The sequence below is a fragment of the Candidatus Pantoea bituminis genome (assembly GCF_018842675.1).
Classification (GTDB): domain Bacteria; phylum Pseudomonadota; class Gammaproteobacteria; order Enterobacterales; family Enterobacteriaceae; genus Pantoea; species Pantoea phytostimulans.
The window spans coordinates 188,660-210,546 of record NZ_JAGTWO010000002.1; the positions used below are offsets into that span (position 1 = coordinate 188,660).

15 protein-coding genes and 3 pseudogenes are annotated in these 21,887 nt (G+C 47.1%); 6 read left to right on the forward strand and 12 right to left on the reverse strand.

Translation table 11 applies throughout. The annotated features are described in order from the left end of the window. Nucleotides 1-29: 29 nt before the first annotated feature. Nucleotides 30-749 (reverse strand): gluconate 2-dehydrogenase subunit 3 family protein, encoded by a 720-nt coding sequence (locus tag KQP84_RS02745; protein WP_215845123.1) that lies wholly within the window; start codon nucleotides 747-749, stop codon nucleotides 30-32. A gap of 400 nt (nucleotides 750-1,149) precedes the next feature. On the opposite strand from KQP84_RS02745, the gene KQP84_RS02750 reads away from it, so the two are divergent. Then, nucleotides 1,150-2,169, forward strand: a complete 1,020-nt coding sequence (locus KQP84_RS02750; protein ID WP_215845124.1) for a LacI family DNA-binding transcriptional regulator — start codon at nucleotides 1,150-1,152, stop codon at nucleotides 2,167-2,169. Between the two features lie 327 nt (nucleotides 2,170-2,496). Here KQP84_RS02750 and KQP84_RS02755 read toward each other — a convergent pair whose 3' ends face one another. The 10 genes and pseudogenes from KQP84_RS02755 to KQP84_RS02795 all read right to left on the reverse strand — a co-directional run bounded on the left by KQP84_RS02755 (nucleotide 2,497) and on the right by KQP84_RS02795 (nucleotide 12,165). Then, nucleotides 2,497-3,477 (reverse strand): ParB/RepB/Spo0J family partition protein, encoded by a 981-nt coding sequence (locus tag KQP84_RS02755; protein WP_215845125.1) that lies wholly within the window; start codon nucleotides 3,475-3,477, stop codon nucleotides 2,497-2,499. After that, nucleotides 3,474-4,681, reverse strand: a pseudogene (locus KQP84_RS02760) (AAA family ATPase). Before KQP84_RS02760 ends, KQP84_RS02755 begins: the two are co-directional and overlap by 4 nt. A 271-nt stretch (nucleotides 4,682-4,952) precedes the next feature. After that, a complete protein-coding gene (locus KQP84_RS02765) occupies nucleotides 4,953-5,129 on the reverse strand; it encodes a hypothetical protein (protein WP_215845126.1) in 177 nt (58 codons plus the stop codon). Nucleotides 5,130-5,987: 858 nt separating this feature from the next. Continuing rightward, a complete protein-coding gene (locus tag KQP84_RS02770; protein WP_215845127.1) occupies nucleotides 5,988-7,007 on the reverse strand; it encodes a RepB family plasmid replication initiator protein in 1,020 nt (339 codons plus the stop codon). 641 nt (nucleotides 7,008-7,648) lie between these two features. Beyond that, nucleotides 7,649-7,946: pseudogene (locus KQP84_RS25145) on the reverse strand (IS3 family transposase); the annotation flags it as partial. Nucleotides 7,947-8,528: 582 nt separating this feature from the next. Then, complete coding sequence (locus KQP84_RS02775) at nucleotides 8,529-9,011, reverse strand: hypothetical protein (protein WP_215845128.1); 483 nt, start codon at nucleotides 9,009-9,011, stop codon at nucleotides 8,529-8,531. Next, nucleotides 8,983-9,444, reverse strand: a complete 462-nt coding sequence (locus tag KQP84_RS02780) for a hypothetical protein (protein ID WP_215845129.1) — start codon at nucleotides 9,442-9,444, stop codon at nucleotides 8,983-8,985. Before KQP84_RS02780 ends, KQP84_RS02775 begins: the two co-directional genes overlap by 29 nt. Continuing rightward, a complete protein-coding gene (locus tag KQP84_RS02785) occupies nucleotides 9,425-10,036 on the reverse strand; it encodes a hypothetical protein (RefSeq protein ID WP_215845130.1) in 612 nt (203 codons plus the stop codon). Before KQP84_RS02785 ends, KQP84_RS02780 begins: the two co-directional genes overlap by 20 nt. Before the next feature lie 80 nt (nucleotides 10,037-10,116). After that, nucleotides 10,117-10,920: a nucleotidyltransferase domain-containing protein gene (locus KQP84_RS02790; RefSeq protein WP_215845131.1), complete on the reverse strand. Its 804-nt coding sequence runs from the start codon at nucleotides 10,918-10,920 to the stop codon at nucleotides 10,117-10,119. 21 nt (nucleotides 10,921-10,941) lie between these two features. After that, nucleotides 10,942-12,165 (reverse strand): RtcB family protein, encoded by a 1,224-nt coding sequence (locus tag KQP84_RS02795; protein WP_215845204.1) that lies wholly within the window; start codon nucleotides 12,163-12,165, stop codon nucleotides 10,942-10,944. A gap of 194 nt (nucleotides 12,166-12,359) precedes the next feature. Here KQP84_RS02795 and rtcR point away from each other — a divergent pair, with 194 nt between their 5' ends. From rtcR to KQP84_RS02810, 3 genes are all read left to right on the forward strand, one after another. After that, nucleotides 12,360-13,934: an RNA repair transcriptional activator RtcR gene (gene rtcR, locus KQP84_RS02800; protein WP_215845132.1), complete on the forward strand. Its 1,575-nt coding sequence runs from the start codon at nucleotides 12,360-12,362 to the stop codon at nucleotides 13,932-13,934. Nucleotides 13,935-14,480: 546 nt separating this feature from the next. Then, the gene (locus KQP84_RS02805; RefSeq protein ID WP_215845133.1) at nucleotides 14,481-15,830 is read left to right on the forward strand and encodes an MFS transporter; all 1,350 of its coding nucleotides are present in this window, start codon (nucleotides 14,481-14,483) and stop codon (nucleotides 15,828-15,830) included. A gap of 1 nt (nucleotide 15,831) precedes the next feature. Then, entirely contained in the window at nucleotides 15,832-16,527 is a 696-nt protein-coding gene (locus tag KQP84_RS02810; RefSeq protein WP_215845134.1) for a cyclase family protein, read from the forward strand. 794 nt (nucleotides 16,528-17,321) lie between these two features. Here KQP84_RS02810 and KQP84_RS02815 read toward each other — a convergent pair. Continuing rightward, nucleotides 17,322-18,326 carry an IS110 family RNA-guided transposase gene (locus KQP84_RS02815; protein ID WP_215845135.1) on the reverse strand — a complete coding sequence of 335 codons (1,005 nt, stop codon included), beginning with the start codon at nucleotides 18,324-18,326 and terminating at the stop codon, nucleotides 17,322-17,324. A gap of 330 nt (nucleotides 18,327-18,656) precedes the next feature. On the opposite strand from KQP84_RS02815, the gene KQP84_RS02820 reads away from it, so the two are divergent. Next, on the forward strand, nucleotides 18,657-18,869 hold the full coding sequence (locus KQP84_RS02820; protein WP_215845136.1) for a hypothetical protein: 213 nt from the start codon (nucleotides 18,657-18,659) through the stop codon (nucleotides 18,867-18,869). Between the two features lie 534 nt (nucleotides 18,870-19,403). After that, nucleotides 19,404-21,836 (forward strand): annotated as a pseudogene (gene bamA, locus KQP84_RS02825) (outer membrane protein assembly factor BamA). Nucleotides 21,837-21,887: the final 51 nt, after the last annotated feature.

Below are 21,887 nucleotides of genomic sequence, written 5' to 3' on the forward strand. Positions count from 1 at the left end.
CGTACTTGCGCAACAATAGCGTCGGTGAATTAAAGGGTGTTATCAATCAGGCTGGTTGGGATGATTTTGAGCTTTTGCCCTTTCTTAGTGAGCAAGTCGCGGAAGTCATAACGCGCGCCAGGAAAACCAATCATTTTCCAGCTAGCCATATCTTTATTTCCGCCATAAATAGGATCGGACAGGAACCCTTCGCGGACGTTTTGAAGCAGTAATTCGAAAAATACCTTGGTCTCAACTTCCTCACCCAAATTGATATGATTCGTTTCCATTGCTGTTAAAACGTTGTCCTGTTGATCACCCGATAACTCAACAAAGGCTTTGCCGTATTGTTTTTGGGTAGCCTGATCCAATGCGGCAATGCCAAGTCGGTAGCGCTGAGCAGGCGTCAGCGCAGACTGCGGCCCCTGCTCTGGTGTGCCTTTTACAAATTTCCCTAGACGGTACACGGCTACGGCATTGCCATAATCGCCTGCAAGTTGTCGATCAATGAAGATCGCACAGCCCGCATCCTTACCACTGATACTCATTTCATCAGCAGGAATAAAGCGCTCAGAAATAGCACCAACGGTTGCAAATTCATGGGGTGTTAAATATTGCAATCCTCCTTGTCTTGGAGGTGGAGGCGGGGTATTTACTTGACCTGGCTGCCAGGGCTGGCCGCCATTAATCACATCAGCTTTAGCAACTGTAGGTATAGAAGAGGCCACTCCCAGCGCCGTCATGGAAGTGAGAAATTCTCTGCGTTTCATATTATCCCTGCTATTGAATTGGTCACATCAAAATGGACTAATTAAAAGAACAATCACAAATTGCCAAAATTGATTAGGGAACCGCTGAAAGCGGAACATTTCCATGAGGTATTTTTAATTCTAAACTTCCGACTTATATATTTTTATTGTTTACATTTTCGAAAGTTTTCTTAAAGAAAATTTAACAGCGGCGCAATGCTAAGGACTTCCCCTTAAGTTTCAAAGGAGTTTCTTGATGGTTTTCCATCATGAGTAATATATGAACGCTCTGAAAAAATACTCGGTGTCTTGGCGGCATCTATTCACTTATTTGAGTGTTTGTGCTTAGGATAATAATAAGCTTTGCTCTGTACATTTAAAAATCAATTCCTGATTCCTTTTGCACCGTTGTGGAGAAAAAATGAAAAAAGTGACCCTGGAAATGCTGGCTGAAAAAGCGGGTGTTGGAATCGCCACGGTTGACAGGGTGTTAAATGAGCGCGGCGGAGTAAAACCTGAAACTGTTCGTAAAGTGTTAATAGCGGCTCGTGCTGCCGGCCTTCAGCGCTTATTGCCTGAAGAAAACAGTCATCCCTGGCAAATTGAAGTGTTTTTGAGCAGCCTTGAATCCTTTTTCTTTCGCCAGTTAGCAAAAGAATTTGCTTTGGTCGCGAATAACCTTGGCTATCGTAAAATAACACTTCATCGTACCCTAGTCCCAGAATCTGAGCCCGATAAGCTTGCCAAAAAAATCAAACAAAGCAGTAACATCCGTGATGGAATAATCGTTTTTGGACATAACTACCCGATAATTTACGAAGCGCTCACATACTGCATGGAAAAAGGTGTGCCTGTGATCACACTCGCGACCGATCTACCCAATGCCAACAGGCTTTGCCATGTAGGCATCAATCAATACCAGGCCGGTCGAACTGCGGGATTATTGATGAGTAAGAGCCGCACCACGCCAGGTACCATAATCATGGTCAGCGGGCGTGTTGATTTTCATGCACATATTCAGCGTGTTGCAGGCTTTCGAGATATGATTGAACAACGCGCTCCACATCTGGTACTTCATGAGGTGCTTGCTGGTCAGGATGAGCCTGACAAAATTCGATCACTTTTAAATACGGTTTTGAAACGGAACGACAATATTATTGGCTTATATAATACTGGTACAGGAAATAGTGATATAAGCAAAATACTACGCCATTATCACTTAGATAAATCATGCCTTTATATTACCCATGAACTTTCATCAGTAACGCGTCAATTATTAGAAAGTGATCAACTTGACTATACGCTTGATCAAAATGCTCATCATCATGCTACCTCAGCCATACATATTATGCTCAGGCATCTTGAACAAGGATATAAACCTGATACCTATTCAGATGGCAATGTTGATTTGAGGATTGTTACGAGTGAAAACATGTCCTGATACCGTTTCTTGGTAAAGCCGTGTTAATTCTATGAACGCCAATGAGTCAATCTCATATCCAATATGCGTTGATAAAGTTTGCCTTTATTGGCTTTCAACTAACATAAATACGATGCCGTCAGGTTCAATTTCCTTTGAAATTTCCTGGGAATTTCAGACTGAAATATTATAAATTTAACAATAAAAAACATATAGTTAGGTTAAAAAATCATTGGGAAATGTTTTCACTGGATATGACTTTGCTACACGGCATAGAAAAAGGACCACTTCATCTGCAAGCGCAGCTTTGTGGCCCATCGTGTATGAGATTCAAAAGGTTAAAAGCTTTTATTTCTCCTGTGACTGCATTTTCTCAATCACTTTTTTAACAGCCACATCAAGCTCAGCCTGAAAAGCAGCCGGTAAGCGTGAGAATTCGTAGGTGACTAATCGCTTTTCAGCATCAACTTTCTTACGGGCAAATTGCTTTTTATCAGCAAATTCTCCCATCTTCTCAGAGACAATCTTTTTATCTACTTTCGAGGCTTTCCTGCCAGCACTTGCCGCACGAAAATAACCGATAATTTTGGTTTTATTTGTTGGATCGTCGAAATCGAGTGCAATCCCGTTTTCAATTCGGTTGCGTACGCTGTCAACCAACTCCCCTATTTCAATATTTTGAACGTTAGCTTTGTCTGCGATATCGAGTAATGCCTGATAATCGGTAATGGAAAGCTCACTCACTGAGGGAAACACGGCGATCATTTCATCAGGCACCGCTGCGGCCTGAAATGCGCGGGTTATTTTTGCAGCGGAAAGTCCTTCGGCTTTGGCAATATCCGACTGATTCATACCTTCCGGATACATCAGTTGAAGGCGCTTTCCCAGTTCTCGCAGCGTATGTTCTTTAGCTGTCTGGATATCTTTCGCTAACTGGCGCGCATCGGCTAAATCAAGATCATCTTTGGTTACCAGCACTTCAAAAGGAGTACCATTATAGAGACACGCTGCGCGGCGGCGGGAACCGTCCAGTACCTCAATACGACCATCAATCTCCCGGCCAATTGCAGGAAAAAACTGTTGCAGCTTAATGGTACGGGCAATATCACTAACGGATTCAGGCGTAACTAACGACTGGTCCCGACCGTTAACCGAGGCATCTACATAGGTCTGGGCTTCAATATCATCATGCAAGATTTTTGTGAGAACGAAGCGTGCTTCGGCACCTGATTTCAGTACAAATATCCGGGCGCCTTCCGTCTCACTCAGCATTTTCGAGAAATTTGAATTGCCCAGCGTACGGCCCATCTTTTTCATTACTTTTGTCATTTGATACCTCTTACGAACTCAATTCTCTTGAACACCGCTTGTGTAAACCGTTCAGCTTCACGTTTTGCATTTTTCAGTGCCTCCGCGCTCCCTGGGTAGGATTGCGGATCGGCGCTGACGATGGTGTCAAAAGTCTCTCCACAGCGCTCAAAGCCGTCTAAGCGGGGTAGTGTGGCGTCCAGAATATAAGAAGTGAAAACATCCCGAGCCAGGCCATGCGTCATTTCATGGTCGCGCTTGGAGGTCATCTTCGACATAAAGCCGATGTTGCCCTTAATCCGCGGATTAATGCCCTCCTCTTCCAGCTGCTCAAGCATCTCTGGCAAGCGAGTAAGATATTTAAGAGTGGAGTGGAAATCGACCTGAGCTGGTGGCGTCGGCGTTAAAAGCAGATCGCTGGCGGCAATGGCATTAAGCATAAAGGCGTCGAGATGCGGTCCGGTATCGATAAAGATAAAATCATAATCTTTACCGACCCGATCAATGATATTACGCCGCAGAACCTCTGAGGGCAGCACGCCTGGTAGATGCTCATGAACAAGGTCGTTCCATTGGCTGGCCACAAATCCATCATCAATGGAGGCGGGAATGATATCGACACCCGGAATGATAGTCGGCTGGATAATATCTTTATGAAGTTGTTCAGCATCCAGGTCATTAAGCATGGCCTGCGCTGCGGTCTCCATGATTGAACCGATGCTGTTGGTATGATTCAAAAACATCGTGCTGGATGCCTGTGGATCCAGGTCAATCACAAGGTTACGTAGGTCATACTGTAACAAATCTGGATGAACGCGAAGCCCGTGGGCAAGGGTTACCGTACTCACGGTTTTCGATACCCCGCCTTTCAGGTTAACCACGAAAATCACAAACGGGCCTTCCCCTTCATGCAGGTCACGATATTTCGGCACCTTACGATGCGCATAAATATCGACCACATCCTGAACGGTCAGCGCGTAATGCTTGGCATTGCCCGCATCCTTTTTCCGAACAAATGCCCCTTCGCTTCCATCTCTTCAATCGCCTGCTCAACGGCTCGACGACTGAGCTTAGGCATATTTGCAACAGAGTTACGGGTGAAAGTCTGATAGTACCGATCAAGGCCAAATTCCTGGCGTTTATCGATAATGTCGTCGCTCATGCTGCGCAGCATGGCATTTGCCCTGCGAGCCGTCTCGTCTACGCCACCGTAATTGCTTTTCATCCCGCTACTCCATTGGCAAATTTTCCGTCAGTGTACACACAGTATTGTTATGTGCAATAAATTTCGATATTCAGGGAAAATTTGTACATAGCAATAAGTTTTGTCACCGTCAGCTTAGGGTTTAGCCTGGCTTATCACCTGTACCGGGCTCCTAAGATTGATCTTTGTTGAGTTGCTGAGTTGCTGAGTTGCTGAGTTGCTGAGTTGCTGAGTTGCTGAGTAAGCATGGTCACGGAAAAGCGTTAAAGGTTATCGGTCATATGCTAAAGGTTCAGGCTAAGTATCTCTTTTTTACCGTGGTCGTCTGTTCTTGATTAGATTTTAATGCCTCAATGATGTGTTCCTGTTGAATATTTTTTAGATAAATCATTAGCTTAATATTATTTTTATAAAAATCATTTGGTCTACTCCCTGGTAAGTAAGTTTTGCGTAATGCATAGGTTTCCATTCGTATGCTCCGCTCAGGCTGGAAAAGCGCAGAGCGCCAACCCTCTAACTTCTGATGCCAACAACGAACCTTGACGAATGGCCTAAACGTTATCAGTCGTATGCTAATTACTGTGTAATAGCCCCTGCTCTACCAAGGAAAGACACTGCTTAGGTAAGAAACTCTCTGGTCATAGTCTGCTGCTGTAACAAAGGACTCGAAATATGCTTATCTCCCGCAAAAAAGTTTCCAGTCGTATGCAGAAGTTATCACTTGTATGCTGAGAAGGCTTTAATGAAGGGTGTTAGTAGGGTGGATTACCCTTAAAAAGGGTATCAGGGAAAGTTATCGGTAATATGCTGGTAGTTATCGGTCGCATGCAGAAAGTTATCGGTCGTATGCATATTCCTGTTATTCAGGCGGGGCTATGAAGTATCTGACTGGCGAGGATTGAGAGAAAGTTATCAGTCGTATGCGCGAGGGTTATCAGCCATATGCAATTTCAAAAACATATTGCTAAGCGCTTAGCCACAGCGCTTTGGTCATCTTTTTACACAAAATTTAAACTATAATTCTTTAAATTCAAAAACTTAAATTGTTTTTTATATGAGATAAAATTGTAATTAGCAACGTTTTCATGTTGTCTTAGGTATGACTGAATTCGCAAAGGTTTCCCGTCGTATGCTCTAACATAAGAGCTTACGTTAAAGGTTATCGGTCGTATGCGGGCGTCTGTTTAAAAAAGGGACCAGGAACGAGCCGAAAGTCAGCTAAGCACTCATGAGAAATAAAATTTTGCTGATGAGCTTATTCATAATTATTTGAATAAGCTCATTATTTTGGAAATGTTGGCAGTCGTATGCTAACGCTGGTTACTGGTCATTTGCTATCGAGGGTGATCAGGATTTTTGCAATCTCTTCCTCTGTAAAACCTGAATCCTTGAGCTTACTGATTTTAGATATCATTGCCTCATCAAGAATTTGAGGTTCAGCAGCATAGGTATCATTCATTTTTAAGGCTTTATCAGGTACTAAGCTCGGATTTCTCTTTGTGATATTGAAATATACCGATCTCCCGCGCTTAAACTCGCTGTACTCCAGATAATTGATTTCCTTTAGTTCAGCCAGGGCTTTACGCACAATATGATTTTGATAAGCAATGCGCGATTTCAGGCGTAATCTTTCCCGAAGGCGTTTCATTGAAACCGGAGCCGGATTTTTCGGTAGGCTCTCAATGAACGTGTAAAGCGCCTGGGCAGATTCTTTACGGGGAAGGTGGTCAATTGCCTTGAGACGCAGATAAACCTTATAGTCCATCTGATAGAGATCAGTAAGACGAGGATCGCCTTCTATCTCGACTTCATTTTTTGTCAGGCTGTAATGCGCGCTGTTTACAAGACCTGTTGTAAGAGAACCGGTCTCATTACGAAACTGTATCGTTACGCCACGTAAACGCATAAGGGATTCATCTATACGCTTCTTCATGTCTTTGTTAGAGCGCTTCGAATCGAACCCGCAGTTCTGTAGAAACTTTGTGAATGGCAGTTTCAGCTTACCTGCGAAACTGCCATTATCGTAGATGGAACGTATGATCCCTAACCACACCCGAAAGTCAGTGGCCATATCAAGCCGTTCGGAACGAATAGAGATATCCTTGTAGCCTTCCCGCTTAACCACTTCCAGATGGTAAAGATCCTCAAATGCATCCACGGTCGATTTAACCGTACTCACTGAGGATTTAGATTTTGCATGATCGGTATTGGGAACAAAAAGCCCAAGGCGCATTAAGGCGACCGGCTGAACCGTTGCGTTAGCCGTAGGATTGAGGTGGACAAGTTCACCCGTCTTTTTATTCACTTCATCAGTCATGCTATCTAAGTCATTGACTTTTTTGGTCATAAACAACTTCCGTTTATCAACAGGTGAATTCTACGCTGCATACGACGGATAACCTTATCAGCATACCAGTGGAAATCAAAGAGCATATAACCGATAACCTAAAGCATACGAACAGTAACCAAATGCATACGACTGATAATTTTTTGCATATGACGGATAACCTCAATTGCCATCTAAGCCAGACATAGCAAGGGCTGCAGAGGTGCGGGGATCGTTTAGGCTTTTTTGGATCGATATTAGATCGTATTAAGATCGTATTACTGGATCTATTCTGTTGATAACGGGGATAAGTAAAAAGCAGACTCACAGGAAGGATGCGTGAAGCCGCGGATACGCAATCGATATGTATCAGCACGTCAGAACCTACAACTAATCATTAAAAGATTGAAAGAAGCATCTGAACGCAGACTTACTAAAACGCTTTTTTTACATTTAGCCCCATGTCACCTGAAAACCGCAGTGATGGAGCTTTCATTCAACGTATCTTGTGCCTTGCAGTCAGTGGGAGCTGGAATGAGGAATTCGTTGCCTGGCTCCAAGGCTCGCTCGATTTACTTCATGTAATTAATCCATACTTAACACACTGTTTTTAGCGCTGGCATGAAGGTTCTGCCTGCTCTTGGTATTAGACAGAGCCGCCAGTTACTCATGGTAGTGTGTTTACTTTCAAATTCTCCGTTTCGCCAGCCCACTACAAACTCTGATGGCGTCTGAAAATCAGTGCTGAATGTGGCCTGCATAGGTTATTGTCCTGCCGCCAGTCTTTAATCATTTCCTGATGTGAATGCTGTCGCTGAACCCATTCTGTATTGGCTTACCAGACTGATTTAACCGCAGCGTCAAGGCATGTTTATAAGCCGATTGATCCAGTGTCCGACATGTAAATTCAGGACTCTGATCGGTTCTTATCGTTGCAGGATAACTTAGTGACAGCACGATTCTGGGATGGTGTGATTACGGGCGGAAATCGGGGCTTCGGCTTTGCAGAGAATATGGATGCACTGTTCGTTGTAAAAACCCTTCTTTACGGAGAGGTCCTCATGTTACTGATAAAGACATTACTGACATCGTGAGGTATTAATCAATGGAGAGCACGTCAGAACCTTAGTGCATCTCATTTGTTTTCTCGAGTATCTTTCTTTAGCTGCAACGTTTAACTGGCAGCTGAATTAAAACGAACTTAGTTTAGTGCCTATTCAAGCCCCCTACCCTTTGCACGTTATCGCGTATAGTTGAATGATTTAAATTTGGAGACAATTTTTGCATCTCTAAAGATTAAAAAATTCCCTGCAGGTTTTCTATGATAACCTTTTGTTTTAAATCACTTTTTATAATTTATTTCAGACTGAAATTCCCAGTTCCTTTTTGCGAAAATCGCTACAGCTCAGGCTCATTTCGACGGCAGAATCGGATGCTGCTGGGGTGGCTTTTTGCTGACCGCTAATAACAAAAGATCAAGAGTGTAATGAAGCAGTGAATGGCTTTTTCGGATAAAGCGGGTTTTACATTTTTGAGGCGGATTTAATTGAACCGTTCCTGCAAACTTTTCAGACGCTGCTGCACCTCTTCGTGAGGCTCACCGTTAGCGCATTCTACAATGTACTTACGATGAACCGACAGGCTGTCAGAGGGCCACGCTTCGAAAGCGTTAATCGCCATCTGACGGTTTCTGATCACCGGGCTCCGCAGTGCAGCTGCAAGTAAAGGCCATCCCATTTCTGGGAAGCGCTTCATTTCCTGTAATACCGAATCCAGATGACGTTGAGAATTCCATTTCGGGCCCATGCCGCTGCTCAGCGTCGGCCCACTCGCAATCGCCTTAAGATCAAACTGTGCTTCTGCCAGACTGCATACGCGGCTGGCCTGGTCTGCGTCCTCTGTTTGCATCAATTGGTACCAGAGGGTTGACTCAGGATTATCGCGCTGGCGTGCAAACAGAACAGGAAAGGGATCCTCTTGACGAGCGCGGCACACTTCAGACAAGATTGAATGCGTAATCTTCATCGCCTGCCAGAGCCAGTTTAATTACTTTATCCCAAATCGTTAACACCAGTACTCCGGCGCTTATCGCCACTAATTGCGAGGAAAGGTCTGTCTCCAATGATTCCTCACTCTGTGCCCACTTCCCGATACGGCAGGCAGTGAGATAGTGCAGGGGATGAACAGGCTGATAGGCAATAACATGGTGCAAATAGAGCAGGCAGACCTTAGCGCCATCATCGTAAACTGACATACCGGGAACCGGGCCTTCGTTTAACAGCGCATAAATCATCTCCGCTGCACCCAACAGAAGGGCATCGTCGTGTTCCGTTGCCAGCGCATCCGCCAGCCCTCCGCGTACTGCACTGTTCACCGCGGTGTACTCATTCATGACTGAATTGGCGAAGCCCTCGCGCAACAGCCAGTCACAAATCGTTTTATCCATTGTGTCTGGCATACGCTCCATCAGATGAATACGTCCCCCAGCCGCTGACTCGCAGCGCCATGTCAAACCAGATATCAGCATACTGCTCTGGCTCGACCATAACGCGCAGCGCGACAACACCATACAGCGTAAACTCATCATGGCTTGCCAGCACCTGCAATACCTCAACACTGCGCGGATGTGGAAAGAAGGCCAAAACCGCCATGGCAAATTTTACCGCATTACGATCCGGGTTCTGGGTGCAGAGTAATAACACCAGCTCATTGAGCTTATCCGCTCGCAGATCACGAGAATCTGAGATGGCTTTCACCAGGTCATCAATGTAATGCAGCGGTGAGTCATGATTTATCAGGTCATACAGCGCCTGCATTGCCGTTAAGTCCGGTTTTGCAAGCACCTGCTGCAACGCAGAGAGAATGTCCTCTGCACTTGGGCCTTCACTTCCTACACCGAAGTGATAAATCATCGTGCCTTCAAGCGCACCCGGCGCCCAAAACGCTTCATCTGAATCACCTAACGGCTGGTTCTCTAAAACGCTGTTATCCCATGCCAGTGGTTGTGGCTGATTACAGCCCTGCTCAAGACGTGCATAGATCGATGGCAATTGTGTATCCCACACCACCGGGAAGGTATGTTGTTTTTTCCCAGAAACCGGTTAAGCCAGCTTTTCATATCCCTTCCCTGTTATGCGTGATGTCCCAGAACTGTTTCAAACAGCAGTGCGTCCAGCAACGCGTCATCGCGCTTGCCAGGTGACGGGGCAAGTGTTGCTTCAGTTCGTGCCAGCTCAGCTTCGATGAAAGCGTGCAGAATGGGCCGGCGGGGTCCATATTGCGCTTCCCCGGCGCGCTGTTTCGCGGTAAGCAACTCAGCAATTTCCTGCAGCAATGGTCCTTCATGCACTGTTTCCTGCAGCAGTCGATCGAAGCGCATGGGTGGTGCACCATTACCCGCTTCAATCCAGCGCACGGCTAGCAGAGGGCGCAGGACATAAAAATACTTTTTCAGCCTGACTTCATCACCCTGCAGATAGTGACGAAAATTTTTATGCGCCATAGACCGGTAGTGCCAGCGCGCGCGCTCCGGTGAAAAGAAACGATCGCTAACTGCATTCACACGAGCCATTACATCGTCGTTCTGCCGGTATATAACAGGTGAATCCAGCCAGTCGATAAGGGTCGGGTTAGCACGCTTCAGAAGACCCAACGCTTTTCGCCACTCCCAGCCGCAGACGTCGAGTTCGGTATCTATCGGTTTTTCGATAATGTCTCGCGGCGATTCAACACGCAAGTACCACTCCGGTTTGTGCACGTAGAGAAAACGCACATCATAATCACTGTCCGGTGACGCAAATCCCCAGCCACGACTGCCTGATTCACAGGCGAACAGCACACGTACGTCGTACTCGGCCTCTATCTGTTGCAGGACGCCGCGAACGCGCTCGCGCATGGTTTCATCAACGCCGTGTAATCCTGTTTTTATATTCATCCTGTTCTCCCTTTTATCCTTTTATCCTTTTACACACACCACCTGACGCAACGTATGAACGATCTCTACCAGTGAGGATTGCGCTGCCATGACGGCATCAATGTCTTTGTAAGCCATAGGTATTTCATCTATCACGTCACGATCTTTACGGCACTCCACATGGGCTGTAGCACGTATTTGATCGTCAAGGGTAAAGCGGTTTTTAGCGGCAGTACGGCTCATGGTGCGTCCTGCGCCGTGGCTACAGGAGCAAAAGCTCTCTTCATTTCCCAGGCCGCGCACGATAAAACTTTTTGCACCCATCGAACCAGGAATGATGCCCATCTGTCCCTTTTGCGCGGACACCGCACCCTTACGCGTAACCAGCACCTGCTCATTGAAGTGCTGCTCCTGCTGCACGTAGTTATGATGGCAGTTCACCGCTTCCTGATGCGTGGCAAACGGTTTAGTTATGCAGGCGGACATGGCTGCCAGTACGCGATTCATCATGACCTCGCGGTTGTGATGCGCATAATCCTGTGCCCAACCCACCGCTTCCAGGTAATCCTCATAATGACGACTCCCTTCACTGAAATAGGCGAGGTTACGATCAGGAAGATTAGCGATGTGCTGCTGCATGTCTTTCTGTGCCAGTGCGATGAACAGTGTGCCAATGGCATTACCCACCCCGCGCGAGCCGCTGTGCAGCATTACCCATACCCTGTCAGCCTGATCAAGGCAGATCTCAATAAAGTGATTGCCTGTGCCAAGCGTACCCAGATGCTGGTGGTTATTGGTTTTCAGCAGCTGTGGATACCTGTCCGTCAGATGCTTAAACCGGGACGCCAGTTTTGCCCAGTGCGCATCAACGTCGACTGGCGTGTCGTGCCAGGCACCTTTATCCCGCTTGCTTCGGGTGCTGGTGCGACCATGGGGTACGGCTTGTTCGATGGCGCTGCGCAGTCCCAACAGATTGTCGGGCAGATCGGCTGCAACCAGTGAGGTGCGCACGGCAATCATGCCACAGCCAATATCTACGCCTACTGCCGCCGGGATGATGGCGCCACGTGTCGGTATTACACTGCCAATTGTTGAGCCTTTACCCAGATGTACATCGGGCATGACTGCCATATGTTTAAAAATAAAGGGCATGCTGGCCGTGTTAAGCAGCTGCTGTCTGGCTTCAGGCTCTACCGGCACGCCCTGTGTCCACATTTTTATCGGCGCACCCGAGACAGAATTGAGTACTTCAAATTGAGGTTTCATTTTCATTTTCTTTTTCTTTTGCAGTATCAGTGACTCTATACATAGCGAATAACGTGCCAGAAATTATATTCATGTAAAAACATGAATAAATTACTGATTTTAATGTTTTTTATTTAAATGAGCAGATTTGTCTTGGATAATTTGGAGAGATATTCTTATCTTATTAAATAAGAATTTATCTTAGAGGATAAGGCATGAAGCGACGAGTCGTGATTGGCGTTCTGGGCACTCAACTTGACAGGCGCGGCAAACGTCAGCATCGCTGGACCAAATGGCGTCCCAGCGTGGCGCTGTGCCAGCACGCGGATTTACCCATTGACCGCTTCGAGTTGTTACACCAGCCGGGTGACATCAGTTTGGCGGAACGACTGGCAGAAGATATTGGAGAGGTCTCACCGCAGACGCAGGTCGTACCGCATGCAGTCAGTCTTGCTGACCCATGGGATTTCGAAGAGGTGTACAGTGCATTTCTTGATTTCGCCAGCCGTTATCACTTCGATACTGAGAACGAAGAGTATCTGGTGCACATCACCACAGGGACTCACGTGGCGCAGATTTGCTGGTTCCTGCTGACAGAAGCGCATTACCTGCCAGCCAGCCTGTTGCAGACCGGACCGGGCCTAAAGGGCGAAGTAACGCCAGAAGGCGTGTACTCGATCATTGATCTGGATTTGAGTCGTTATGCCACATTAACCAGTCGCTTTCAGCATGAGCAGCAGAGCTCAGTTTCATTTCTTAAATCAGGTATTGAAACCCGCAATCCCACGTTTAACGTGCTTATCGAACAAATCGAACGTGTGGCGCAGCGATCAAGTGCACCTATTCTTTTAACGGGACCCACGGGGGCAGGGAAATCTTTTCTGGCAGAGCGTATCTTCCGGTTGCGGCAGTCCCGTCATCAGGTTAAAGGGAAATTTGTGGCAGTAAACTGCGCTACGCTACGTGGCGATAACGCCATGTCGACGCTGTTTGGCCATGTCAAAGGGGCATTTACCGGCGCACTGGCTGCGCGCATGGGATTACTGCGTGAGGCTGATGGCGGCATCCTTTTCCTGGATGAAATCGCAGAGTTAGGGCTCGATGAACAAGCCATGCTGTTGCGTGCGATCGAAGAGAAGCGCTTCTTCCCGTTTGGTGCAGACCGTGAAGTCAGCAGCGATTTCCAGCTGATCGCGGGCACGCATCGGGATATGCGGCAATGGGTAAGAGAAGGGCGCTTTCGTGAAGATTTGTACGCACGCATCAATATGTGGACATTCAGCCTGCCGGGCCTTGCCGAACGCCGTGAAGACATTGAACCTAACATCGAGTACGAACTTCAGCGCTTCATGCGCGACCAGCAGAGTCAGGTACGCTTCGATAAGGACGCGCGTGGCCATTACCTGCGTTTTGCGAACTCAGATGACGCCGTCTGGCGTGGCAATTTTCGTGAACTCGGTGCCAGCGTAGCGCGTATGGCAACGCTGGCAGAAAACGGACGCATTACAGTCGCGCTGGTGGATGAAGAGATCATCCGTTTGCAGGCAAACTGGTATACAGAAGAGAAATCTTTGGTGGCATTGCCAGTTGATAATGAGATCGATCTGTTTGATCAAAAGCAGCTGGAAACGGTTATTGACGTTTGCCGGCGCTCAGCCTCGCTTTCAGAGGCTGGCCGCAGGCTCTTCGCCATCTCCCGCCAACAGAAAAAACAGCCAAACGATGCGGACCGATTGCGTAAATACCTCATGCGTTTTGATTTAAGCTGGGAGGATATGCAAAAGGGATGACTTAACTGCAGGCAGGGTTGTGTCTGTGCCTGGGAGCGCGACCTCGCTCATTGCCTATGCACTGACGCCCTTTCGCATTGAGTTAATTAACGCCCGACAAATATTAGCGCATCTCCAACAGGAAAACAGCTTCGCCAGAATAGGGTACATAGCCCTGCTTAGCTTGTGGGGGCATCGCTGAATCATCTTGCGGGTTAATGCCGTGAAAAATCCAGGCATTCGTTTGCGGGCATAACCCTGCAATCGGTTAAATTTTTATAAAAAAACGAGCAAACCGATCAGGACATCTTACCGCGCTGCCTAAACAATGTGATCGCTTTTGTGCTTTTTTTATCCAACTATCGATTAACTGTGATCAAGGTCCAGTATCAATCGATGCCCACTTGTATGGTAGTAGTCTTGATAATTATGTTATCAGCGTGTTTAATTTTTGCTCTGCTGATTAAATTTTAAACATTACAAGAATAACGACAAAACAGGGCGTGGCCTGGCCAATAGCATCAGGGTAAGGCTGCAGACTATGATGATTTTTCTAAGGCACTGGATATGACACCTCCCTCATCTGAACTGACCCAACAACCGACAAAAGAGACCGCAACTGCCGGTGAACACGTTCCACGCAGCGGGCTGTATCGCTTTCTGCCCAGAGCGCACCCTCTCTCCTGGTGGATGCTGGTCATTACGACGCTTGCGATCCTGATGAACTCAATTGACCGGATTATTCTTCCTACTCTGCTTCCGGCAATTATGCAGTCATTTAACCTGACAGAAGTTCAGGCGGGTTGGCTCAATTCACTTAGCTTTGTTGGAACCTTAGCCGGCGCAGTGATTTTCGGTTTGTTCTCAGATTGGTTGGGCGCCGGGCATAAGCGCTGTTACAGCTGGTGCGTGACGGTGCTGGTGGAGATTATCTCAGGTGTGGCGACTGCTTTTTGTAAAACGCTGGGAGCGTTTCAGGTGCTGCGTGTCACTATGGGCATGGGAACTGGTGGGTCGGAACCGATTAACGTCGCTCTGCTCGGCGAGTGGTGGCAGAAAGAGAACCGTGGATTTGCTATTGGGGTGCATCACACCGGATTTCCGCTGGGGCAATTTATCGGTCCTATCCTAATCGCCGCTATTCTGGCTTTTGCGACCTGGCGTGAAGCCTTTTTGTTTATTCCGCTGATTGGCTTAGTTATTTTGGTGGCACAACTCATCATTGGCACACGTAAAAATCACCAGAAGGTTAATGACTGGATCGTTGATAACAAGCTGACGCCGCCCGTTACCGAATCCTTGCAGAACACCGTTGAGAAGCGTTCTGTATGGGCTAATGCCGCTTCCTGTTTGAAAAATCGTAACTGCCAAATGGCTATTCTGCTGATTTTTGGTTTTACATGGGCAGAGATGGGGATAGCTAACTTTCTGACGCTGCAACTGACGCGTGAAGTTGGACTCGATCTCTCGACCGCAGCAATCATCTCTGGTGCATCGGGATTGACCGGCTGGATTGGACAGATTCTGTGGGGCAGCTTCTCTGATGTGAAAGGGCGTAAGCGCTCGTTGGGTATCATTATTACGGGCTGGGTTCTGGCAGCGGCGCTGTGCATGTTCATCCATTCCGCTACGCTTGGCTGGGCCATACTTATCTTTTGGGGCCTGTTTCGCAACTCACCTTATCCCGTGGCTTATGCTTTGCTTATCGACTCATCTCCTCGTGCTGCCGCGTCAAGCATGGGATTAATGATCGGCCTCGCGGTTGGCATCGCCGGTATTCTGGTCGCGCCCGTTAGCGGTTGGATTATCCACAGCTACGGTTTCACCGTGCACTATCTGGTGATTGTCGCGGTGTTACTCCTCTCTTGTATTCCACTTTGGTTCATTAAAGAAACCGTAACGTTAAAAAAGGCCTGATATGACCAGCGATCTGATCACGTTATTACGTCACCATAAACTTATTGAGCTAAACCATCTCTATGAAGAGTTCATGCCTGTCTGGCCAACGCATGGAAAATTCTTCTGCAGCCGTGCCGAAGACTACATTGCTGGTGATGGCAACTATAACTGTCAGCTCAGCCTCGGCGATCATTGCGGTACTCATGTGGATGCGCCTGTTCATTTCATTGAAGGTGGCAAAACGATTGAGCAGGTCGATGTGCGCCAGCTCACCGGACGGGGACGCTGCCTGGATATGTCACATCTGGCAGAGAACAGTGACATCACTGTAGAAATGATCCAGTCATGGGAAGCTGATAAAGGGAAAATCATTGCAGAAGATATTGTGATATTTCGGACGGGTTATGATCAGAAGTGGCGCTGTCGTCCAAACCAGGCGCCATTTTTGCAAAACTGGCCGGGTTTGTCAGGCGAAGGTGCACATTATCTGATTGAAAAAGGCGTTACTGTTTTCGGTACAGATGCCATGTCGCTAGACAGATACAGTAATGAAGCACACCCGGCTCATCTTGCCGTTCTCGGCTCTGATTGCCTGATCATTGAGAATCTGGCTAACCTGCAAGCCTTGCCTTCCGAATTTATTTTCATGGCATTGCCGCTCAGGATTAAAGGGGCATCGGCTTCGCCAATCCGGGCAGTGGCGCTGGTGGCGTAAAATGGCACATGCATTTGCCTGAACAGGACGCAATGTTAGAGGCGCAGGATTAATCCGGTTACCGTCTATTTTATTCTCAGCCAGACTGGCTGTATCAGGCAGGTCGGTAACCGGTATCTACAGGCTGACCGCTTTCAGGGGTTCAGAATATGTTTTTTGCACCCGGCAGCATGATAACGAGCAGTTGTGCCTCACGTACAATTGATTTTGTGATCAAACTCAGCTGTTTGCAGCCCTAATGCATTCCGCTTCGCTTGAAAACGTTAACTTTTTATCCAGAATTGTTTACAGCACAGCAAAGGATGGTGCGTGCAACGACCAAAGAGAAATCCTCATAAGTTTTGCCCGCAGCCGAATGCGGGCTTTTTTTGATAACTGCCCCAAGAGCTGACTGGAAAAGTTAAGGAGCATTCGTCACAGTGAAATCAGTCAGGAAGCGTACTTCGGCAGAATCCCCGTATTTGTGCAGCGTGCGCATGTCCGCTATGTGTCAGAAGTGGAAGTTGTTAATTTGATAGGGGCCCGCTTGGAAAACGGAATCTATGGTCACTCCCGTTTTTGCAACACCGATTTTGACGATAAGTTGGCTTGCTTGAATCTATCCGGCGTCTGAATGGGACTTTATTCCCGCGCCTCGATGAGTTCCGCGCCTGATGAACCTCCAGAAAATATACGGCTTCAATGAGCCTTTCCGTTTTACAGGTTCCTCAACAGGCCGGTGGGCCGTTAATATCATCAATATCAGTATTCGCAAAACCAGATGAGTGATTCGTTAAACCGGTGTATTTCTGCCGTTATGCTTCATAAGTTTGCTGTCGTGCCGTCAGTGCCCAGGCTATTCTGGCCAGCTTGTTTGCCAGAGCACAAGTGACGACAAAGTTGCTTTTCCTGCACAGTAAATCCCTGACCCAATCGGCCAATTTACCAGACTGGTGTTCCAGTTTTTGTATGAATACCCTGGCACATTGAACCAACAAAGTTCGGATCTTTTTGTTGCCTCGCTTACTAATTCCCAGCAATGTCGTCCGACCTCCCGTGCTGTACTGTCGAGGTACCAGCCCTGTTGCCGCCGCAAAGTCACGGCTGCTGGCGTACTGCTTCCCGTCGCCAATCTCAGTTGAAATAGTACTCGCTGTCAGTGTTCCGACGCAGGGAATGCTCAGCAAGCGCTGTCCAACCTCATCTTCGTTCAATTTTCGTTTCAACTGAGATTCCAATACTTTAATCTGCTCAACAAGATAGTGATAATGCTGTTGTAATCTCAGCAATAACTGGCTGAGATAAAAAGGCAAACTACTGTCCTCAAGAAGGGTACCCAGCCGGCTAATAACGGCAGCTCCTCGTGGAACGCTGATGCCAAATTCCAGCAGAAAAGCATGCATCTGATTGGTTGTTTTTACCTTATCCTGAACCAGGGATTCACGGACACGATGTAGAGCCCGCATTGCCTGCTGAGATTCCGTTCTGGGCTGCACAAAACGCATAGACGGACGCGATGCAGCTTCACAAATAGCTTCGGCGTCGACAAAGTCGTTTTTGTTACTTTTAACGAATGGGCGGACAAATTGTGGTGATATGAGCTTTGGGAAATGGCCCAACTCTTCCAACTTGCGTGCCATAAAGTGAGAACCGCCACAGGCTTCCATTGCGATGGTTGTAGCGGGGCATGTCGCCAAAAATTCGATCAACTTTGGCCGGGTAAATTTTTTACGGTAAACAGTCTTCCCGTGACGATCCTGGCAATGAATATGGAAAGAGTTTTTACCCAGATCGATACCAATGAGCGCAATGTTTTCCATGATAGTTCTCCGAATGAAAGCCTATCCTCAGCGTAGTATCGGGAAGGAGGAAGTGACCATCTCATTAAACATCCTACGTTAAACTCATTTCTTAAGCAGGCATGACGGGCAACTTTGAGCGAAAAGCGGAAGTGCCCCTATCACGTCTGGGCGATGCACCGTACTTGCTGGTAATTTGCAGAACTACCCGGAATGAACATAACTATCATTATGCGCACTAAATACAGGCTGTGATTATGTTAAATCTTTGCTCACTTTATTCCAGCATGAAAGCTTCGGATAACCTGATAAGGAACCTTTTATGGCGGCTTCTGGTTCAGGTTTTTCCATATGGCCGAAGTTAATCGGCTTAAAGTGATTCAAGACGTTGTTGATTGCCGGGCTGCACGATCTGGTACTTTTGAAAGAGACCGTGCGCAAGCTGGTGATGCTTGCTTAAAGCACTGTTTGATTTACAGACCTGTAGCCAGGAAATCTTTGGGTGTGAAACAGACAATTAAACAGCATGAAAACCAGAATGAAATAGGAGGCCAGTATATTTAACGGCCATATCACCTTAGCCTGAACCCGGTCAATTCAGTTTAGCAATAATATAATGTGAGGAGCTTCATACTAGTGCCTTGATACGGATTGATAGTTACTACCACACATACTGGGCTATTTATGACAAAAGACGCTTCTGATAAAAATTTTTAGTGAAATTTTTAAGAGCTGAATCTTTGCTGATTAATTAGCAGAAATTCCTTGCAACAATAATGCAAATCAACTTGGTCTTCTTTTTTATAAAAAATATTTCGATAATAAAGATGGAGGAAAAATTGATTGTTATTTCAGCCGATCATTGTAAATCAATTTTTAAGTAAAGTTTATTTAATTTCTTTGTTAACATTTAACATGTCTCCGTAAGAAAAGAGAAAATGCCGCCATCTGCATTGAATCATAGTATGTAAAACCTGTCTGTTAACGTGAATAATCGGGGCCAGGCCAGCGATTAGTGACACAGGCATGATAATAGAAATTTTCACTTATCGCCTGATACAACTTTTACGCCATTTGAATAATTAGACAGGCTTTAAGATATTAATGAGAAAAAACATTCTTGCCTTATTTATCCTGGCCAGCTCAGCAGCCTGGGGTGCGGACGATTTTGTTGTGAAGGATATACATTTCGAAGGGCTACAGCGTGTCGCCGTCGGCGCGGCTCTGTTGAGCATGCCGGTACGGGTTGGCGATACGGTGTCTGACGATGACGTCAGAAATACGATTCGCTCGCTGTTCGCTACTGGCAACTTTGAAGATGTTCAGGTCCTGCGAGACGGTACTACTCTGATTGTCCATGTTAAAGAACGCCCTACCATTGCCAGCATTACCTTCACCGGTAACAAAGCGGTAAAAGAAGATCAGCTGAAACTGAATCTTGAGGCCTCTGGCGTGCGCGTCGGCGAAGCGTTAGACCGCACCACCATCTCTTCCATTGAGAAGGGCCTTGAAGATTTCTACTTCAGCGTCGGTAAGTATACGGCCAGCGTTAAAGCTGTCGTTACGCCGCTGCCACGTAACCGTGTCGATCTCAAACTGATCTTTACTGAAGGTGTTTCTGCAAAAATTCAGCAGATTAACATCATCGGTAACAAGGCTTTTAGTTCCGATGAGCTGATTTCCCGTTTCCAGCTGCGCGACGAAGTGCCGTGGTGGAACGTTGTCGGCGATCGTAAATATCAGAAACAGAAACTGGGAGGGATCTCGAAATGCTGCGCAGTTTCTACCTCGACCGGGGTTATGCACGTTTCAATATCGATTCCACTCAGGTGAGCCTGACGCCAGATAAAAAAGTATCTATATCACCGTGAACATCAACGAAGGCGATCAATACAAGATTGCCGGCGTGATTGTGAACGGCAGCATGGCGGGTCACTCAGCGGAAATCGAGCATTTGTCGAAAATCCCGGCGGGTGAGCTGTATAACGGCACCAAAGTCACGCAGATGGAAGACGATATCAAGAAGCTGCTGGGCCGCTATGGTTACGCCTATCCGCGCGTAGTAACCCAGCCGGAAATCAACGATGCGGATAAAACCGTTAAGCTGCATATCAATGTTGACGCGGATAACCGTTATTACGTGCGCAATGTCCGCTTTGAGGGCAACAACACGTCAAAAGATTCCGTTTTGCGCCGTGAAATGCGTCAGATGGAAGGTGCATGGCTGGGCAGCGATCTGGTTGAACAGGGTAAAGAGCGTTTAAACCGTACGGGTTACTTCGAAACTGTTGACGTCGATACGCAGCGCGTTTCAGGTTCGCCCGATCAGGTTGATGTGGTTTACAAAGTGAAAGAGCGTAACACCGGTACCTTCAACTTTGGCGTGGGCTACGGCACTGATAGCGGCGTCAGCTTCCAGGTTGGCGTCACGCAGGATAACTGGCTAGGCACCGGTAACAGTGTGGGTTTCAGCGGGACTAAAAATGATTATCAGACTTACGTAGAAATCTCCGCGACCGATCCCTATTTCACGGTAGATGGCGTGAGCCTTGGCGGGAAACTTTCCTACAACGATTACAGCGCAGAAGATAACGATCTGGCGGAATATAACCTGAAAAGCCTGGATTTAGGCAGCACTCTTGGCTTCCCCATCAGCGAAAACAACAGCCTCAACTTCGGTCTTGACTATGTTTATAACCACCTGAGCGATATGTCGCCACAGGTATCCGTCTGGCGCTACCTTCATTCACAGGGATTAATCCTGGCGTGACGACACGTACAGTTGATGATGATGGCAGCAGCGACGAAACGTTCAGCGCCAATGATTTCTTTTTCAGTACGGGCTGGAGCTATAACTCACTTGATCGTGGATTCTTTCCGACTTCAGGCGTGACCTCCGGGTTTAATACCAAGATTACCCTGCCCGGTTCTACTAACAGTTATTTCAAAAGCACGCTGAGTGCTAATGCTTATCTGCCGCTCAGTGGCGACCACCGCTGGGTATTGATGGGACGCGCAAAAGCAGGCTATGCAGAGGGGCTGGGTAACGGCGAAGTACCCTTCTACGATAACTTTTATGCGGGTGGTTCCACCTCAGTACGTGGTTTCTCCTCCAACACCATCGGGCCAAAAACGGCTTACTATCGCTGCAACGGCAGTGAAAGCAGCACCAGTACCTGTCCTGTGGAAAAATCTGATGATGCAGTTGGCGGTAATGCAATGGCAGTTGCCAGCGTAGAGCTGATTGTGCCTACGCCGTTTGTCAGTGAGCGTTACGAGACGTCACTGCGAACCTCGCTGTTTGTCGATGCCGGTACGGTGTGGGACACTGGCTGGAAGAATACGGCTGAAACGCAGGCAGCGGGTATTCCTGATTACAGCGATCCGGCGCAAATCCGTGTTTCAACCGGCGTGGCGCTACAATGGCAATCACCACTCGGGCCGCTGGTTTTCTCTTATGCACTGCCGGTTAAAAAGTATGAGAGTGATAAAGCCGAGCAATTCCAGTTTAATATTGGTAAAACCTGGTAAAACAGTAAATGCTAATTAAGATCACAATCTTTACAGAATATTTTACTTGGC

Excerpts from the sequence above, each read along its gene's own strand:
- KQP84_RS02745 (WP_215845123.1), bottom strand. The coding sequence starts at position 749 with ATGAAACGCAGAGAATTTCTCACTTCCATGACGGCGCTGGGAGTGGCC.
- KQP84_RS02750 (WP_215845124.1), top strand. The coding sequence starts at position 1,150 with ATGAAAAAAGTGACCCTGGAAATGCTGGCTGAAAAAGCGGGTGTTGGA.
- KQP84_RS02755 (WP_215845125.1), bottom strand. The coding sequence starts at position 3,477 with ATGACAAAAGTAATGAAAAAGATGGGCCGTACGCTGGGCAATTCAAAT.
- KQP84_RS02765 (WP_215845126.1), bottom strand. The coding sequence starts at position 5,129 with ATGGAAACCTATGCATTACGCAAAACTTACTTACCAGGGAGTAGACCA.
- KQP84_RS02770 (WP_215845127.1), bottom strand. The coding sequence starts at position 7,007 with ATGACCAAAAAAGTCAATGACTTAGATAGCATGACTGATGAAGTGAAT.
- KQP84_RS02775 (WP_215845128.1), bottom strand. The coding sequence starts at position 9,011 with ATGAAGATTACGCATTCAATCTTGTCTGAAGTGTGCCGCGCTCGTCAA.
- KQP84_RS02780 (WP_215845129.1), bottom strand. The coding sequence starts at position 9,444 with ATGCCAGACACAATGGATAAAACGATTTGTGACTGGCTGTTGCGCGAG.
- KQP84_RS02790 (WP_215845131.1), bottom strand. The coding sequence starts at position 10,920 with ATGAATATAAAAACAGGATTACACGGCGTTGATGAAACCATGCGCGAG.
- KQP84_RS02795 (WP_215845204.1), bottom strand. The coding sequence starts at position 12,165 with ATGAAACCTCAATTTGAAGTACTCAATTCTGTCTCGGGTGCGCCGATA.
- rtcR (WP_215845132.1), top strand. The coding sequence starts at position 12,360 with ATGAAGCGACGAGTCGTGATTGGCGTTCTGGGCACTCAACTTGACAGG.
- KQP84_RS02805 (WP_215845133.1), top strand. The coding sequence starts at position 14,481 with ATGACACCTCCCTCATCTGAACTGACCCAACAACCGACAAAAGAGACC.
- KQP84_RS02810 (WP_215845134.1), top strand. The coding sequence starts at position 15,832 with ATGACCAGCGATCTGATCACGTTATTACGTCACCATAAACTTATTGAG.
- KQP84_RS02815 (WP_215845135.1), bottom strand. The coding sequence starts at position 18,326 with ATGGAAAACATTGCGCTCATTGGTATCGATCTGGGTAAAAACTCTTTC.
- KQP84_RS02820 (WP_215845136.1), top strand. The coding sequence starts at position 18,657 with ATGGCCGAAGTTAATCGGCTTAAAGTGATTCAAGACGTTGTTGATTGC.